This is a genomic window from Pedobacter terrae (assembly GCF_900100705.1).
In the GTDB taxonomy this organism is placed as follows: Bacteria; Bacteroidota; Bacteroidia; order Sphingobacteriales; family Sphingobacteriaceae; genus Pedobacter; species Pedobacter terrae.
Genome location: NZ_FNCH01000002.1, coordinates 33,023 through 49,677, shown reverse-complemented (window position 1 = coordinate 49,677; position 16,655 = coordinate 33,023). Strand labels below are relative to the sequence as shown.

Genomic DNA, 16,655 nt, shown 5'->3' with positions numbered 1-16,655 from the left:
ATGAATAAACGAATAATCCTTACTGCTTCTTTTTTTGGCGCTGTTGCCGTTTTGTTGGGCGCATTTGGTGCCCACGGATTAAAGGCTTTAATTGATGGCCCGTCATTAGAAATTTGGCAGAAAGGTGTTGATTATCAGTTCTATCATACATTTGCTTTATTATACCTTTCTACCTTTGCCCGTTACCGGAACAAGCTGATTAATATTGCTTATTTCTGCTTCACATTTGGAATCATCCTTTTTTCAGGATCATTATATTTATTGGCTACCCGAAGCATATCGCATTTAGGTTTTACCGAATTTATTGGTCCGATAACGCCAATAGGCGGGCTTTTATTTGTATTGGGATGGATAATGCTCTTTTTTGCGGCATTTAAAGATAAATAATGAATACTTTCGAAAACGATATTTTTTCAGAAAGAGAAACACTTTTTGTGGAAGTTATTTTGCCATTATCTTTGGCGAAAAACTATACTTATCGGGTACCTTTTGATTTAAATGATCAGATCGCTGTAGGAAAACGGGTGGTGGTGCAATTTGGAAAGCATAGAATTTATACGGCCTTAATTAGTGCAATCAGCACAGTGCCGCCTACAGTTTACGAGGCAAAGTATATTATCGATGTGGTAGATGCAGAGCCTGTAATTACCCCCATGCAGCTTAAATTTTGGACATGGATGACCAATTATTACATGTGTAATGAAGGTGATGTAATGGCAGCTGCCCTACCTGCCAGTTTAAAATTGGCCAGTGAAACTATATTGATTCTTCGGGAAGATTATAATGAAGATACCGAACTTACCGATAAGGAAGAAATCATAATCAATGCACTGAAACAACAACAGAAACTCACCGTTAACGATGTTTCTAAGCTACTGGGGCAAAAAACAGTGTATCCGATCATCAATCATTTGCTGGATAAGGAACTCGTACTGGTAGCAGAAGAGGTGGTGCAGAAATATAAACCTTTGCTTAAATCATTCATTATTTTAAATGATTTTTACAGCGATGAAGAAAATCTGAAAGAGCTTTTTAATATTTTAGATAAAGCGCCTAAACAGTTAGATGCGCTATTGGCTTACCTGAAATTACAAAAATCAAATCTTCCGATTGCTAAAGAACAGCTTTTAGCCGAAAGTAATTGCGGTGCAGCGGCATTAAAAGCTTTAACCGACAAAGATATTTTTGTGGTAATGAAAAGGCCGGTTAGCCGTTTGGCTGCTCATGATGAAGAATTTAGTGTTAATTTTGAACTGAACGAAGGTCAGCAGAAAGCATTAGACCAGATTAACCAGCATTTTGAAGAGAAAGAGGTGGTTTTATTGCATGGGGTTACCGCATCAGGAAAAACGCAGGTTTATATTAAACTGATCGAAAAAATTATCCAGCATACCGATGGGCAGGTATTGTTCCTGTTGCCTGAAATTGCCTTAACCACACAAATTGTAGAGCGGATTAAACGTTACTTCGGCAATTCAATCGGCGTATATCATTCTAAATTTAACAATAGCGAAAGGGTAGAAATCTGGAACAAAGTGCGTACAGGTGCTTATAAAGTAATTCTTGGTGCCCGATCGGCAGTTTTTCTTCCCTTCGAACACCTGAAACTCATCGTGGTTGATGAAGAACATGAACCCTCGTATAAACAATACGATCCGGCCCCACGTTATCAGGCGAGGGATGCCGCCATTTATTTAGGATACCTGCATCAGGCCAAGGTGGTTTTAGGTTCAGCTACGCCGTCTTTAGAGAGTTATTATAATGCCTTACACGGTAAATATGGCCTTGTAGAGATGAAAGAGCGCTTTGGTGGGGTTCAGCTTCCTAATCAACAGGTGGTAAGTATTTCAGAAGAAACGAAGAAAAAAACAATGAGTTCGTATTTTTCCAGTGTGTTGATCAAAGATATCGATCTGGCACTTGCGAAAAAGGAACAGATTGTATTGTTTCAGAATAGGAGAGGTTACGCCACCATTCTTATTTGTGCAACCTGTGGTTATACACCAAAATGCGTAAACTGCGATGTAAGTTTAACCTATCATAAAAGCAGTGGTAAATTGCATTGCCATTATTGTGGCTACCAGCAGAGCAGCATTAATATTTGTCCGGCCTGTGGTTCGGTGCATGTAGAGCAAAAAGGCTTTGGTACCGAACGGATTGAAGAAGAACTCAGGTTGCTCTATCCGGAGGTGGCCATTGCCCGGTTGGATATGGATAGCACACGGACCAAAAATGGTTTGCAACAAATTCTGAATGATTTTCAGGAAAAGAAGACTGATATTTTAATTGGTACGCAGATGGTGGCCAAAGGATTGGATTTTGACAACCTGAACCTGATTGGCGTAATCAATGCCGATACCCTTTTAGGTTATCCCGATTTCCGCGCTTACGAAAGAAGTTTTCAACTGCTGGCGCAGGTTGCGGGTAGGGCGGGTAGAAGAGCCGATCAGGGAAACGTTTGCATCCAGACTTACGACGCAGAAAACCGAATCATTAAACAGGTGGTGAACAACGATTATGAGGGGATGTATAATGATGAGATTCTAGAACGGGAGAAATTTCTTTATCCGCCGTTTTCCAGGATGATATTTCTGTACATCAAACATAAAGATTCGCATGTTTTAGACCATGCTGCATTTAGCTTAGCCAATATCCTGAAAGGGAAATTTGGCAAACGTGTTTTAGGACCTGAACAACCTCTGGTAAGCCGTGTACGTAATCTTTATATCAAACAGATTATTATCAAAGCCGATAAGCATACAGCCATTCAAAAAGTTAAAGATGCATTAAGAGAAACGCTTACCCAGTTTAATGCAACTAAGGAGTTTAAAGGTGTTTTTACGCAAATTGATGTAGATCCGTACTAGAAATGATTGAATATGGAATGATTGAATTGTTTTTATTCTCTCCTTCAATATTCTCTCCTTCAATCCTTCTCTTATGTGGAAAATGTATCATTCTCTAACTCAGGTAATCCATTCACCAATTCAATTATTCTCTAATTTTCTCCTTGTATCACCACTAAAAAAAGCTAATTTTGAAGCTCATGGCGTATAAATTTGTTGATAATTACCGGGAACGTGGAGCGAGAAAAAAACTGGTTGAGTTGTTAAAATCTCGCGGAATTGAAGATGAAAATGTATTGACAGCCATAGGTAAAGTTCCACGGCATTTCTTTTTTGACGAAACTTTTTGGAACCAGGCTTACAAAGACATCGCTTTCCCCATAGGTGATGGGCAAACCATATCTCAGCCTTATACAGTTGCATATCAAAGTGAATTGCTCCACATTAAAAAAGGAGATAAAGTGCTGGAGATCGGAACCGGTTCGGGCTATCAAACCTGCATTTTAATGGAATTGGGTGCTACGGTTTTTACGATAGAAAGACAGGAGAATATTTACAACAGGACCATTCAGGTTTTGCCTGGAATGGGTTACAGACCAACATTTTATTGTGGCGATGGCTCTAAAGGAATTGCTGCCCATGCACCATACGACAAAATAATCGTTACCGCTGGTGCACCCCTGGTTCCTGAAATTTTATTAAAACAATTAAAAATAGGTGGCATTCTGGTGATCCCTGTGGGCGATGAAAAAACCCAAAAGATGGTTACGGTGATCCGTGTAAGCGAAACAGATTACGATAAAATTGTATTAGATACTTTTAGGTTTGTACCCTTAGTTGGCGACCAGGCATGGTGACATAAGTTTGGAGTTTGGAGTTTAGAATTGGGAGTTACATTAACGCTAAACTCCCAGCTCCAACCTACCTTTTCATTGCTCTATCCAACTCGCGCTTGGTATCTCTATCTTTAATGCTATCGCGTTTGTCGAATTCTTTTTTACCTTGGGCCAGTGCAATTTCCATTTTAGCAAAACCCCTTTCGTTGATGAAAATCCGTAAAGGAACTATAGTATAGCCTTTTTCTTCCCCTTTAAGCTTTAATTTTCTAATTTCTTTTTTCTGAAGTAATAAAGCACGGTCGCGTTTAATATCATGGTGATAAAATGAACTGTGGCTATATTCAGAGATATGGAGATTGCGTACAAAAAGATTGCCGCCAATAAACATGCAAAATGCATCCGTCATGTTGGCTTTACCTTGTCTTATTGCTTTTATTTCTGTTCCTAAAAGTGCAATTCCGGCTACGTATTTATCCAAAAGGTTGTAGTCGAAATAGGCCCTTTTATTTTTTATGTTGATGTCGTTTTTCAAAATTTTAATAAGTGTGTTACCGTAATATTATACAACGGTGTGTAAAACAAAATGTTTGGCCTAAAAATGCACCATTCATGCTGAACTCGTTTCAGCATCTTCTTAAAGATCCTGAAATAAATCCGATAGCTATCGGATCAAGATGACGACCATTTATGTGATTTGCCCTTAACTAGCTGCAAATATCCTAAAAATTGATGTGATAATTTAGTTTTAATTTATTTCGGGTTTAATGCAATCTCATTCTGAATTTATTTTATAAGTAGAGATGGTATTTTCAATTGTCTTGTAGCTAATTAGTGGTTAGCATCTTTCATAAAAAATGAACGCTGAAAATAAATTCGATAACTATCGGATCAGGGTGACGACTACAGATATGTCTATTTAAACTTGAATTCTCTGATTTTAGTGTGCTATTAGGGAAATTTACCGGCAGTTCCTTTGGCAGTCTCAGTCCCGATTTTTGCTGTAACAAAAGCAAAAAAGCTTTTGGTTTTCGCGGCATTCGATAGCTAAAGGATCGGGTTTATTTAACCTAGGCTATTGCCGGGAGAACAAGCCTGTCATCAGCTTACAAGCCCCCTTGTTTCTTAAACCTGACAGGAGCGAACACGAAGTGCAACGGAGTAAAGCGGATGGCGGGACTGCAGAACCGATGAAAAACTGACATTCATTTTCTGATGATGATGCTTGCATTAAAGAGAAGTCAAGTTTTATAACAACGTGCATATTTAAACCAGACTTCTCCCGGATAAAATATTCATCTGTTTGTAAAAGCTAGGGGATATATTATTATGTTCGTATTTATTCATTTAAGTTTGAATTAAAAATGTCGAAAATGAAATTCAGGAACATCGTTTTAATCTTATTGTTAGCCGTAACTTTTGAGGTAAATGCACAACAACCTACGCTATTACCACAGTTTACCTTTTATAAACTGGATGGAAAACCATTTTCAAACACTGATATTAAACAGGGAAAAAAGAATCTCTTTATGTTTTTTGATTGTACCTGTGAGCACTGCCAGCGGGAAAGCAAAAGCCTGAATGCAAATTATGCCAGGTTTAAAGATGTGAATATTTATATGATTACCATGGATGAGGCATATATTATTCCACAGTTTTTTAACTCGTATGCCAAAGGCTTAAATGCAAAACCTAATGTATTGGTATTACAGGATAAAAAGAGAATATTTATTCCAACATTTTTACCGGTAAAATATCCCGCCATGTACCTGTATTCACCTGCAGGTAAATTATTAATGTACCAATCAGGAGATGGGGGGATCAAAAAAATGATGACATTGGTGAGTAAGTAATCGTTTTTAACCACAGATAGGTAAGCATCATATCTGTGGCTCATTATTTTTAATGCACACGGTCTATCTGATAATTAACACGGGAATATTGACTTTGTGCCGTACAGAATCTACCGTGGTGCCGAAAATAAGGTCTTTTAAGCCTTTATGTCCGTGTGCACCCATTACCAAAAGTTCCATTCCATTGCGGTTACTGATATCTGCTATGGCTTTACCTGTGTTTCCAAAACCAATAAACGGTGTAGCATCATATCCAAGGTCTTCCAGATTAGCTTTGTAACGCTCCAGGTTAACAGCATCGCTCTGCGTTTCGTGGTCCATTACTTCCTTACCCAGATACCGTGCAGCAGCAGTTTCTACAATATGGATGAGGTAATAGTGCGCATCTTTGCCGCCTTGAATTAGCGCATGCCTGATGGTGTTTCTGTCATTTTTAGAGAAATCTACCGCAATTCCGATTTTTTTATAGGTAATCTTATCAATTTTGCCAATATCCAACGCATCACCATGTGGCACAATCTGTCTGGATGCATTTTTTTTCTGTTCTAACAAGGGGTGAAAGAAAACATAGAGAAGAAGTAGCACAATGAGGATTAAAGCCGGAATTACAATGGCATAAATCCACCAGTTATTGGCTTCTTTGGCCCAACCGCTTATTTCTTCCATTACCAGTTTCACATTCAGCGCGATGATCACAATGGCACTTGTCCAGGCCAAAACCTTTACCCATGGTTTAATGGCGAAGTCTTTCATCAGTTTTTTATCTGATGTAAAATGGATCAAAGGAATGATCGCAAAACCCAACTGTAAGCTTAACACCACCTGGCTCAGCACCAGTAGGCCGCCAAGGGCATCGTCTCCATAGTGCAAAATGGTAAAAAATGCAGGGATAATGGCCAGTAGACGGGTAATTAACCTTCTTAACCAGGGTTGGATCCGTAAATTGATATGTCCTTCCATAATAATTTGTCCGGCTAATGTTCCGGTAACCGTAGAGCTTTGTCCGGCAGCAATCAGTGCGATGGCAAATAGGGTTGGGGCTATATTGCCAAAAATATTGGAAAGTAATTTGTGTGCATCCTGAATTTCTGCCACCTCGTGTAAGCCATTTTTGTAAAAAGCTGCGGCAGCAAGAATCAATATGGCTGCATTAACGAAAAAGGCAAGGTTTAAAGCGACTGTGGTATCAATAAGGTTAAACTTTAAGGCTTCTTTAATGCCTTTGTTGCTCCGCTCAATTTTCCTGGTTTGTACCAAAGAGGAATGAAGGTAAAGGTTATGCGGCATTACCGTTGCACCAATAATTCCGATGGCAATATAAAGCGCATCGCCATTAAGTATAGAGGGCTCAAAACCTTTGGCTACTTCTTTAAGGGAAGGTTCTACAATAAACATCTCCACCAGAAAGGAAATCCCGACAATAAAGACCATCGAAACGATAAAACCTTCCATTGCCCTCATGCCTTTATTGAGTAAAAAAAGCAATAAAATGGTGTCGAAAATGGTAATGCTAATGCCCCAGATTAGTGGTAAGCCAAAAAGTAGCTGTAAACCAATGGCCATCCCTATAATTTCGGCAAGATCGCAGGCAATGATTGCAGTTTGTGCCAAAGCAAACAATGGAATGTTGGCCCAGCGGGGATAAGCTTGTTTCGAGGCTTGCGCCAAATCTAATCCTCTAACGATGCCTAAGCGGGCGCTTAGCGATTGTAAAAGCAAAGCGATGAGGTTCGACATCAGTAAAACCCAAATTAATTGGTAACCGAATTTACTTCCGCCTGCTAAATCTGTTGCCCAGTTACCCGGATCCATGTAGCCAACACTGATTAAATAAGCCGGACCAATGAAAGCCAAAATCCTGCGCCAGCCTTTTCTTTTATCGGTATTTACACTTTGATGTACTTCACTTAACGATTCAGTTTTTGCCATTACTGCTGATTAAAATATGTTTTGCAACTTCTCTACTAATATTAACTTGTTTATCTGATACCTGGATCTCAACCGAACCATCGAAATCGGTAACATCACTAACCTGGATTTGTTTGCCCAGGGTAAGCCCTAATTTTTCTAAATGTTTTAAAAATGCAGAACTGTGCTGACTTACGCCGGTAATGGTGCCAGAATCGCCCACTTTTAATTCAATCAATTTAATAAACTGGGTTTTGGCAAATCTTCCGTTTTTATCGGGGATCGGATCGCCATGGGGGTCTGCTTTCGGAAAGCCCAAAAACTCATCCAATCTTTCAATCAGCTCAATCGATTTAATATGCTCCAATTCTTCGGCCACATCATGTACCTCATCCCACTTAAAGTTTAATTTGTCTACCAAAAAAACTTCCCATAATCTATGTTTACGTACAATATCTATCGCTGTGTTTTTTCCCTTCTCTGTTAAGGTAACACCTTGGTATTTAATATAATCAATGAGGCCCTTATCGGCTAATTTTTTAATCATATCGGTAACCGATGCGGGTTTGGTTTGCATCTGCTCCGCAATGGCATTGGTTTGCACATTGGTGGTTTTCTCTGCCAGATGATAAATAGTCTTTAGATAGTTCTCTTCGGTATAACTTTGCATTTATATTTATCTAATTTTATTTTTAGGTAAATCTAAAAATTATTGTTTAAAATATATATGATAAATTATGTTAAAATTTAGAATATAATTTGGTTATGTTTGTATTCTGAAATACCTTTAACACCATATGGCATCTGAATTAGATAAAATAGACTTTAAAATTTTAAGAATTCTTCAAGAGAACGGAAGAATTACTAACTTGCTTTTATCACAGGAAATTGGATTATCACCTGCGCCAACTTTAGAGCGTGTGCGTAAGCTTGAAATGGCAGGATATATTAAAAGTTACCATGCTTTGGTGGATGAAGAAAAACTGGGTTTAGGTATTAAAACCTTTATTCAGATTCAACTCGATTTTCATAAAAACAATACCATCCAGATCTTTTTGGATGAAGTAAATCAAATCAAAGAAATCACAGAGTGTCATCACGTTACCGGTCAGGCCGATTTTTTACTAAAGGTTTATGTGAAAGATATTAAGGCTTACGAACGTTTAATTATGGATAAAATCAGTAAGATTTCTGTAGTGAAAACCTTCCAAACTATGATGATCATGTCTACCACAAAAAAAGAACCTATTGTTCCTTTAGAGTATTAGATTAACAATCAAATAAGAAAAAGGCGATAACCATTAGTAGCTTCTTATCATTGAGTGATTATTCTTTCTGGCTCGCACCCTGAACTTCCGCCCGGCCGGTCGGACAGGTGTTTCAGGGTCTTTTATGTAATAGATCTCTCCATTTCGCTGCGCTTCAGTCAAGATGACGACTTTTTCATTGAAGTCTGTCAAGGAGAACCCTTAGTTTCTTTGTGGGTCAATATTTAGGCAGTGTTTTTTCCAATCCGCATCATTCATTTCAAATTTCACTTCCCCTTTATTTACCACTTTTTTCCAGCCCTGCCTGGTGTAAAATTCTTCTGCACGGGTATTGGGAGCTGTGCCTAACCACACAAGATCCTGTGTTTGATTAAAATACCAATCCATCATCAAGCGGTGCAATTCTTTGCCGATGCCTTTACCTTCGAACTCCGGACGCAGAAAGAGCGCCCAGATGTTATGCTCTTTTAAATCTACAATAGAGAAACCCACTACTGCTCCATCAACTTCGCAAACCCAACCTTTACCACGTTGCGTAATAAATTCTTCGCAATCCTGGTCAGTAACCAGTGCCGGATCGGACAAAATGTTCTCTTTTACGGTATGCCTGACAATTTGCATCGCCGCTATGTCAGTCGTTTTTGCTTCGCGGAAAATCATTTTTGATAAGTTATTGAGAAAATAATTTATTTGAAAAAGCCTTTTAAATGCGCTAATCGTTGATTATTAATCGTAAAGCTAATCAATAAAATGTTTATGACAAATGAATGATTGTGAATTCTGGAATTGGTTCTACATTTGCTTAACGGTGTTAGATTATTTACACCTAATATTCCAATCATGGGAAGTAAAGAAAGAATTCTACGTTTAAAAGATGAAACCAGAACAAAAATTCTGGATGCTGCCTTGAACATTGTTCAAACAGAGGGCTGGCAGGCATTGAGTATGCGTAAAATTGCCGACCAGATTGAATATACCGCTCCAATAATTTACGAATATTTTTCTAACAAAGAGGGCATCCTGCTTGAATTAACCAGGAGAGGTTACCAGATCTTGGCAAAGGATATTCGTGCAGCACGCGACAAACATGAAACCGCAGCAGATAAAATGGAAGCCATGTGGGTTGCCTATTGGAATTTTGCCTTTTCACACACAGAATTTTATCAGTTAATGTACGGTGTAGATATGGTTTGTTGCACCGTGAAAAAGTCATTAAATGAAGCTGAAACGGTTTCGAATATGTTGGGCGATGTTATTGAATCTTTATTCGAGAAAAAACCGGTTTCTGAGGATGACATCTGTCGGAAATATTACACCTATTGGTCGATCATTCACGGCTTGATTTCCATCAATCTGGTTCGCCCTAACGGAAGAACAACTGATGAATTAAACCAGCAAATTTTAAAAGATGCCATCAAAGGCATTACATTATCTATTAACAGTTAGCATTTTTTTTAACAGTAACTTAACGCTGTTAGATTATTTATACACTCTAATTCCAATTAAATTTAATCCATATGAAATCTCTACATCGCTTGTATCCCTTACTTAACACTGTTAAACAGTTTAGTAGTGTTAAGTCACTGTTAACAGTTTCACTACTCTCTATAATTTTAGTTAGTTGTAAATCTTCGCCAGATCAGTCAGCGGCTGCGCCACCGCCGCCAGCCTTGCCGGTAAGCGCCATTAATGCCAGCACAGAAACCACATATATCGAATACCCGGCTTCTATTCAGGGGGCTGTTGATATTGATGTGCGTCCGCAAGTGAGTGGTTACTTACAAAGCGTACTGGTTAACGAAGGCGCTTATGTTACCGCCGGACAGACCCTATTTAAAATTAACGAAAACCCTTATCGCGAGGCTTTAAATAATGCAAAAGCCAGTTTACATGCAGCAGAAGCAGCTATTTTAAATGCACAGCTGGAAGTAGATAAGTTAACACCACTGGTTCAGAATAAAGTAGTTTCTGATATTCAGCTAAAAACGGCTAAAACGGCCTATAAAATTGCGCAGGCTAATGCCGAACAAGCTAAGGCTAACGTTGCATCAGCAAAAATTAATTTAGGTTATACCAATGTTAAGGCTACAGTAAGTGGTTACATCGGTCGTATCCCAAAGAAACAAGGAAGCTTGGTTTCACCAACAGATCAGATTGCTTTAACGCAGTTATCTGATATCCACGAGGTACACGTTTACTTCTCCCTGGCAGAAAACGACTTCAATAATTTTAACGCCAACTACCCGGGTAAAACACCTGCAGATAGGATTAAACATTTGCCTGCGGTAGAACTTTTATTAGCCGATAATTCTGCTTACCCGATTAAAGGCAAAATTGATATGATCGATGGTCAGTTTGATAAAAATACCGGTGCAATTACACTTAGAGCAAGTTTTCCTAATGCCAGCGGAACGCTTCGTTCTGGTAATACGGGCAAAATCCGTTTAGGTCTGCAACATGACAATGCCATTCTGGTACCGCAGGCATCAACAGTAGAAATGCAGGACAAAGTATTTGTATTTACCGTTGGCGACAGCAGTAAGGTGAAAAAGCAAGCCATTACCATTGTAGGTAAAGCCGGCGAAAATTACCTGGTTAAAGATGGAGTTAAGGTTGGCGACCAGATTGTGTTAAGCGGCGTTGATAAATTACAGGAAGGTATGGTGATCCAGCCTCAAAAAGCGGCCGATAAAGTAGCGGTGGCAAAAACAAAGAAATAATAAAAAATTAAAGTTAAAGCAATCATGTTTCAGAAATTTATAGACAGGCCTGTACTTTCAACCGTTATTTCCATTTTATTGGTGATAGTGGGGATACTGGGCTTAACCAAGTTGCCCTTAGAGCGCTTTCCAAATATCGCCCCTCCGTCGGTATTGGTAACTGCGGTTTACCCCGGGGCTAATGCCGAAACGATTTTACGTTCGGTAACACCATCCCTGGAGGAAGCCATTAACGGTGTGGAGAACATGACTTACATGACCTCCAGCGCCAGTAACGATGGTACGCTGGCCATTACGGTTTACTTTCAGCAAGGTACCAACCCCGATCAGGCAGCGGTTAACGTGCAAAACCGGGTTTCGCAGGCTACCAGTCAGTTACCTGCAGAGGTAGTGCAATATGGTATCACTACCACCAAACAGCAAAACAGTTTTATTGGCGCCATAGGGGTGTACTCTGAAGACCCAAAAAAATACGATGCCGTTTTTGTAAATAACTATGCGCAGATCAATATCATTCCCGAACTTAAACGGATCCCGGGTGTAGGTTCTGCCAGTGTATTTGGTGGTATTAAAGATTATTCGATGCGGATTTGGTTAAACCCAAGTCAGCTGGCTACTTATAAAATTACACCAAATGAAGTCATCACCGCCATTCAGGACAAAAACCTGGAAGCAGCTCCCGGTAGGTTTGGAGAAAGAAGCAGTGAAGCTTTTGAATATATCATTAAATATAAAGGTAAACTGACCAAACCAGAGGAATATCAGAATATTGCGATCCGTTCCAATTCTGATGGTTCTATATTACGTTTAAAAGATGTGGCCCGTGTTGAACTGGGTGCTTACAGTTATGGTAGCGTGAACCGTTTAAACGGACACGATGGAATTACCATTGGTGTAATTCAGTTATCAGGCTCTAATGCCAACGAAATACAGATTGCCATTGATAAATTGTTGGCTAAACTTTCAAAAGATTTCCCTGCAGGTATTAAATATAACCAGTTTTACCGCACCAAGACCGATCTTGATGAATCCATCAACCAGGTAGAGCATACGTTGATCGAAGCCTTTTTACTGGTATTCATCGTGGTATTTATCTTCCTTCAAGATTTCAGGTCTACCTTAATTCCGGCCATAGCCGTTCCAGTGGCCATTATTGGTACCTTCTTTTTTATGCAGCTTTTCGGTTTCTCTGTTAACCTATTAACCTTGTTTGCGCTGGTGCTGGCCATTGGTATTGTGGTAGATGATGCGATTGTGGTGGTAGAAGCGGTGCATGCCAAAATGGAAGAAAACCCTTCCCTTAGCCCAAAAGCGGCCACAACCGAGGCCATGAACGAAATTACCGGTGCCATTATATCCATTACCTTGGTAATGGCGGCCGTATTTTTACCGGTAGGTTTTATGACCGGTTCTACAGGTATATTTTACAAACAATTTGCCTTAACCATGGCTATTGCCATCATTATATCGGCCGTTAATGCCTTAACTTTAAGTCCGGCGCTGGCAGCTTTGTTTCTAAAAAATAAACATGCTGACGCTGATCATAAAGCGCCTAAAAAAGGTTTTGTAGAAAAGTTTTATGCAGGCTTTAACGGTGGTTTCAGTTACATGACCAACCGGTATGTTGGTGGGCTAAAAGTATTGATCCGTCATAAATGGCTCAGCATGGCCGGTCTGGCCTTAGTGGTGCTGATAACTATTTTTCTGGTAGGCAGGACCAAAACAGGTTTTATTCCAACAGAAGATCAGGGTTTTGTGGCCATCGCTGTGGCTAGTCCATCCGGAACATCCTTAGCCAATACCAACAAAATGTTAAAACAGGCTGAAGCAGAGTTGAGGGCAATGCCATCGGCAAGATTTGTGATGTCGCTGGCCGGTTATAACTTTTTAACCGCATCCAACAGTCCATCAGCCGGACAGATTTTCTTATTGTTAAAACCAAATGAAGAAAGGGGTGCTGTAAAAAATATCGACGAGATTCAAAATATTGTTAGGGCCAAAATGGCGGCCATATCTTCCGGTACTTTCTTCGTATTCAGTTTTCCAACGGTACCAGGCTTTAGTAATGTAGAGGCCATGAACGTGATGTTACAGGATAAAACCAACGGTAGGCTCGATAAATTTAGTGGTGTAGCGAATAACTTCATCGCGAAGTTAATGGCGAAACCGGCCATTGCCTATGCCTTTACTTCTTATAAAACAGATTATCCACAATTACAGCTGGATGTGAACGACGAAAAGGCCGATCAGCTGGGGGTAAGTAAAAAAGATATCTTACAAACCATGCAAACGTATTTCGGTACGGCGCAGGCTTCAGATTTTAACCGCTTTGGTAAATACTACCGTGTGGTGGTGCAGGCTGATGTTGCCGACAGAACCGATCCGGCCAGTATAGACAGGGTGTTTGTGAAAAACAAAAACGGAGAAAGTGTGCCCATCAGTACCCTGGTTAAATTAACCCGTGTATATGGTTCGGAAACGGCTTCGCGTTATAACCTGTTTAACTCTATTGAAGTAAATGCCATCCCGAAACCAGGTTTCAGTTCTGGTGACGCGATCAAAGCGATAGAAGAAACAGCTAAAGAACAATTGCCAACGGGTTATGCTTATGAATTCTCCGGACAAACCCGTGAGGAGATTTCATCAGGCGGACAGTCGACTGTGATCTTCCTGCTTTGTCTGGTATTTGTTTACTTCTTATTATCTGCACAGTATGAAAGTTACATTTTACCATTGGCGGTAATCCTTTCTATCCCGACAGGTGTATTCGGTGTGTTTGTGGTATTGGGTTTAACCGGTATCGAAAATAACATTTACGTACAGGTAGCGCTCATTATGCTCATCGGGCTGTTGGCAAAAAACGCCATCCTGATTGTAGAGTTTGCCGTGCAGCGACGAAAGGCCGGATTGAGTTTGGTTGATGCCGCTATTGAAGCAGCACGATTAAGGATCAGGCCGATCATCATGACCTCACTGGCCTTTGTGTTCGGTTTATTCCCGATGAGTATTGCAACAGGTCCATCGGCACAAGGTAACCACTCCATCAGTATTGGCGCTGCGGGGGGTATGGTATCAGGCGTAGTGTTAGGTTTATTCATTATCCCGGTACTTTTTGTCATCTTCCAGGCTTTACAGGAAAAAATATCAAAAAAATCATCAAATGAGGTTGTTCGCCACCGTGAAGAACCTATAAATCATACAGTTTATGAAACGGTTTAATATCATTACCATCCTGCTCCTGGCGTTAATCTGGAGCGGATGTTCGGTTTCGAAAAATACAGCGCTGCCCAATATTGCACCTGGCTTATTCAGAAATGGCTCATCAACAGACTCTTCAAGCATTGGCACCATGCCGCTGAAAAGTTTTATCACCGACCTTACTGTTCAAAATTTAATTGATACGGCTTTGGTTAAAAATTACGATATGCAGATTGCGTTAAAAAATATTGATGCGGCTGAAGTATTGTTTAAACAATCTAAACTGGGTTACTTGCCTGAACTGAAACTACAGGTGTCGGCAAATTCTAGCCGCCCTAGCGATAACAGTTTAAATGGGTTAAGCCTGAACCAGTTTACAGGTACCACACACATTGAAGATTATAATGCCAATCTGGGTGTGGTTTGGGAAGCCGATATCTGGGGTAAAATACGCAATCAAAAAGCTGGCGCTTTAGCCAGTTTTTTGCAGACTGAGGAAGCACGTAAAGCCGTTCAAACCCGTTTGGTGGCCAATGTAGCACAAGGTTATTATAATTTACTGATGCTCGATGCACAACTGGAAATCGCTAAAAAGACTTTGAAACTGAATGATAGTACGTTGAGGATTATCAATTTACAGTTCGATGCCGGTCAGGTTACTTCTTTGGCGATACAACAGGCCCAGGCACAACAGTTGGTTGCCGCACAGCTGGTACCGCGTTTGGAGCAAAATGTAACCCTGCAGGAGAATGCACTAAGTGTATTGATTGGTACTTTGCCTAAAGCGATTAACCGCGAGAGCCGTTTAGATAAGATGAATATTCCACAGGATTTAAATGCGGGTTTTCCTTCATCGATGTTAAGCCGCAGGCCTGATATTAAAAGTGCAGAACTGGCTTTAACCATTGCCAATGCAAGGGTTGGTGTAGCGAAAGCCAGTTTATATCCCTCGCTGGTAATTACCGCAAGCGGAGGCATCAACTCGTTTAAAGCCAGCAACTGGTTTAATGTACCGGCATCGTTATTCGGATTGGTAGGGGCAGGCATTACCCAACCGATTTTTCAGCGCGGACAATTAAAAAGCAATTTAGCGCTTGCTAAAATCGACCGGGAGAAATCGGTGATCCAGTTCCGTCAGTCGGTATTAAATGCGGTTGGTGAAGTATCTGATGAGTTAACGAAGGTAGAGAAGTTAAAAACGCAATACAGCATCGCTCAAAAACGGACACAGACTTTACAACAGGCCTCGCGTAATGCCAATCTGTTGTTTAAAAGTGGCATGGCGAACTACCTGGAAGTAATTACGGCGCAAGGTAATTTATTGCAGAGCGAACTGGAATTAACCACCATTAAAACGGAGCAGCTTAATGCTGTGGTAGGATTGTACCGCTCGTTAGGGGGTGGTTGGAATTAATTTGTAAAATTCTGTATCTAAACCTATAAGGTTTTTAAAACCTTATAGGTTTGTGTATAAATTTAGGCACTAAGAGCGCGATGTTCTTGGTGCTTTTTTTATGGATGATAAAATGTTTCTATAGCGATCGCTATAATGCGGTCGTCATTCCCGCGCAGGCGGGAATCTTAATGCTTTCGCTATTCTTTGCCCTTCCCTCGGGCTTGCCTCGGTTAGCCACCGAAGGGCTTTTACTTTTTCCTTGATAAAAAAGTAACAAACCTGAGCGCAGCGAAAGCATGCCTGCCATTAAAAACAACAAACACATAGGCATAACTGAAAGGCTGGCATCGTTTTTTATCAGATAATGTTGTTTTTATCGGTATAAAAGATTGCTGCGCAATTCCTTGTAAAAAGCTACGGAAATCTTTATTGCGGCAGCATCGAGGCTCTCAGCCTGGCTGAGAGCCTCGCTCTCGCTTTGATCCTGCCTTGGGTTGTGGGGTTATGAGGGGTTAACTGCAAAGATTTCCGTGCTTTTTCCGGCGGAAATCCGCGAGGCCGGGTAGCAGGGTGCAGATCGCATGGTGCCTGTTAATATTTTCTAATATGGTTGTTATTCAACCAATAAAT

13 protein-coding genes are annotated in these 16,655 nt (G+C 40.2%); 9 read left to right on the top strand and 4 right to left on the bottom strand.

What is annotated here, in order from left to right; all coding sequences use genetic code 11:
• From BLR60_RS03335 to BLR60_RS03325, 3 genes are all read left to right on the top strand, one after another.
• On the top strand, window positions 1-387 hold the full coding sequence (locus BLR60_RS03335; protein ID WP_029279875.1) for a DUF423 domain-containing protein: 387 nt from the start codon (window positions 1-3) through the stop codon (window positions 385-387).
• Window positions 387-2,867, top strand: a complete 2,481-nt coding sequence (gene priA, locus BLR60_RS03330) for a replication restart helicase PriA (protein ID WP_090496799.1) — start codon at window positions 387-389, stop codon at window positions 2,865-2,867. The genes BLR60_RS03335 and priA overlap by 1 nt, the downstream gene beginning before the upstream one ends.
• 179 nt (window positions 2,868-3,046) lie before the next feature.
• Entirely contained in the window at window positions 3,047-3,703 is a 657-nt protein-coding gene (locus BLR60_RS03325; RefSeq protein ID WP_090496797.1) for a protein-L-isoaspartate(D-aspartate) O-methyltransferase, read from the top strand.
• 64 nt (window positions 3,704-3,767) lie between these two features.
• On the opposite strand, the gene smpB is transcribed toward BLR60_RS03325, so the two are convergent.
• Window positions 3,768-4,217: an SsrA-binding protein gene (gene smpB / locus BLR60_RS03320; RefSeq protein WP_090496795.1), complete on the bottom strand. Its 450-nt coding sequence runs from the start codon at window positions 4,215-4,217 to the stop codon at window positions 3,768-3,770.
• An 838-nt stretch (window positions 4,218-5,055) separates the two neighbouring features.
• Between smpB and BLR60_RS03315 the strand changes: the two genes are divergently transcribed.
• Window positions 5,056-5,535, top strand: a complete 480-nt coding sequence (locus BLR60_RS03315) for a TlpA family protein disulfide reductase (protein ID WP_167354673.1) — start codon at window positions 5,056-5,058, stop codon at window positions 5,533-5,535.
• Window positions 5,536-5,598: 63 nt separating this feature from the next.
• On the opposite strand, the gene BLR60_RS03310 is transcribed toward BLR60_RS03315, so the two are convergent.
• Together BLR60_RS03310 and BLR60_RS03305 are read right to left on the bottom strand one after the other, a co-directional pair.
• Window positions 5,599-7,464, bottom strand: coding sequence for an Nramp family divalent metal transporter (locus BLR60_RS03310; RefSeq protein ID WP_090496790.1), 1,866 nt, complete (start codon window positions 7,462-7,464; stop codon window positions 5,599-5,601).
• Window positions 7,451-8,113: a metal-dependent transcriptional regulator gene (locus BLR60_RS03305; RefSeq protein ID WP_090496789.1), complete on the bottom strand. Its 663-nt coding sequence runs from the start codon at window positions 8,111-8,113 to the stop codon at window positions 7,451-7,453. The genes BLR60_RS03310 and BLR60_RS03305 overlap by 14 nt, the downstream gene beginning before the upstream one ends.
• Before the next feature lie 127 nt (window positions 8,114-8,240).
• Here BLR60_RS03305 and BLR60_RS03300 point away from each other — a divergent pair, with 127 nt between their 5' ends.
• Window positions 8,241-8,711, top strand: a complete 471-nt coding sequence (locus BLR60_RS03300; protein WP_025142637.1) for an Lrp/AsnC family transcriptional regulator — start codon at window positions 8,241-8,243, stop codon at window positions 8,709-8,711.
• 201 nt (window positions 8,712-8,912) lie between these two features.
• On the opposite strand, the gene BLR60_RS03295 is transcribed toward BLR60_RS03300, so the two are convergent.
• Complete coding sequence (locus tag BLR60_RS03295; protein WP_090496787.1) at window positions 8,913-9,371, bottom strand: GNAT family N-acetyltransferase; 459 nt, start codon at window positions 9,369-9,371, stop codon at window positions 8,913-8,915.
• A 180-nt stretch (window positions 9,372-9,551) separates the two neighbouring features.
• Between BLR60_RS03295 and BLR60_RS03290 the strand changes: the two genes are divergently transcribed.
• From BLR60_RS03290 to BLR60_RS03275, 4 genes are all read left to right on the top strand, one after another.
• Window positions 9,552-10,157, top strand: coding sequence for a TetR/AcrR family transcriptional regulator (locus tag BLR60_RS03290; protein ID WP_090496784.1), 606 nt, complete (start codon window positions 9,552-9,554; stop codon window positions 10,155-10,157).
• A gap of 71 nt (window positions 10,158-10,228) precedes the next feature.
• Window positions 10,229-11,431 (top strand): efflux RND transporter periplasmic adaptor subunit, encoded by a 1,203-nt coding sequence (locus BLR60_RS03285; protein WP_090496782.1) that lies wholly within the window; start codon window positions 10,229-10,231, stop codon window positions 11,429-11,431.
• Window positions 11,432-11,455: 24 nt separating this feature from the next.
• Window positions 11,456-14,650: an efflux RND transporter permease subunit gene (locus BLR60_RS03280; RefSeq protein ID WP_090496780.1), complete on the top strand. Its 3,195-nt coding sequence runs from the start codon at window positions 11,456-11,458 to the stop codon at window positions 14,648-14,650.
• Entirely contained in the window at window positions 14,637-16,043 is a 1,407-nt protein-coding gene (locus BLR60_RS03275; RefSeq protein WP_090496778.1) for a TolC family protein, read from the top strand. The genes BLR60_RS03280 and BLR60_RS03275 overlap by 14 nt, the downstream gene beginning before the upstream one ends.
• Window positions 16,044-16,655: the final 612 nt, after the last annotated feature.

What these genes read in the sequence shown, in the direction of transcription:
- BLR60_RS03335 (WP_029279875.1), top strand. Translation starts at nt 1, where the DNA reads ATGAATAAACGAATAATCCTTACTGCTTCTTTTTTTGGCGCTGTTGCC.
- priA (WP_090496799.1), top strand. Translation starts at nt 387, where the DNA reads ATGAATACTTTCGAAAACGATATTTTTTCAGAAAGAGAAACACTTTTT.
- BLR60_RS03325 (WP_090496797.1), top strand. Translation starts at nt 3,047, where the DNA reads ATGGCGTATAAATTTGTTGATAATTACCGGGAACGTGGAGCGAGAAAA.
- BLR60_RS03315 (WP_167354673.1), top strand. Translation starts at nt 5,056, where the DNA reads ATGAAATTCAGGAACATCGTTTTAATCTTATTGTTAGCCGTAACTTTT.
- BLR60_RS03310 (WP_090496790.1), bottom strand. Translation starts at nt 7,464, where the DNA reads ATGGCAAAAACTGAATCGTTAAGTGAAGTACATCAAAGTGTAAATACC.
- BLR60_RS03305 (WP_090496789.1), bottom strand. Translation starts at nt 8,113, where the DNA reads ATGCAAAGTTATACCGAAGAGAACTATCTAAAGACTATTTATCATCTG.
- BLR60_RS03300 (WP_025142637.1), top strand. Translation starts at nt 8,241, where the DNA reads ATGGCATCTGAATTAGATAAAATAGACTTTAAAATTTTAAGAATTCTT.
- BLR60_RS03295 (WP_090496787.1), bottom strand. Translation starts at nt 9,371, where the DNA reads ATGATTTTCCGCGAAGCAAAAACGACTGACATAGCGGCGATGCAAATT.
- BLR60_RS03290 (WP_090496784.1), top strand. Translation starts at nt 9,552, where the DNA reads ATGGGAAGTAAAGAAAGAATTCTACGTTTAAAAGATGAAACCAGAACA.
- BLR60_RS03285 (WP_090496782.1), top strand. Translation starts at nt 10,229, where the DNA reads ATGAAATCTCTACATCGCTTGTATCCCTTACTTAACACTGTTAAACAG.
- BLR60_RS03280 (WP_090496780.1), top strand. Translation starts at nt 11,456, where the DNA reads ATGTTTCAGAAATTTATAGACAGGCCTGTACTTTCAACCGTTATTTCC.
- BLR60_RS03275 (WP_090496778.1), top strand. Translation starts at nt 14,637, where the DNA reads ATGAAACGGTTTAATATCATTACCATCCTGCTCCTGGCGTTAATCTGG.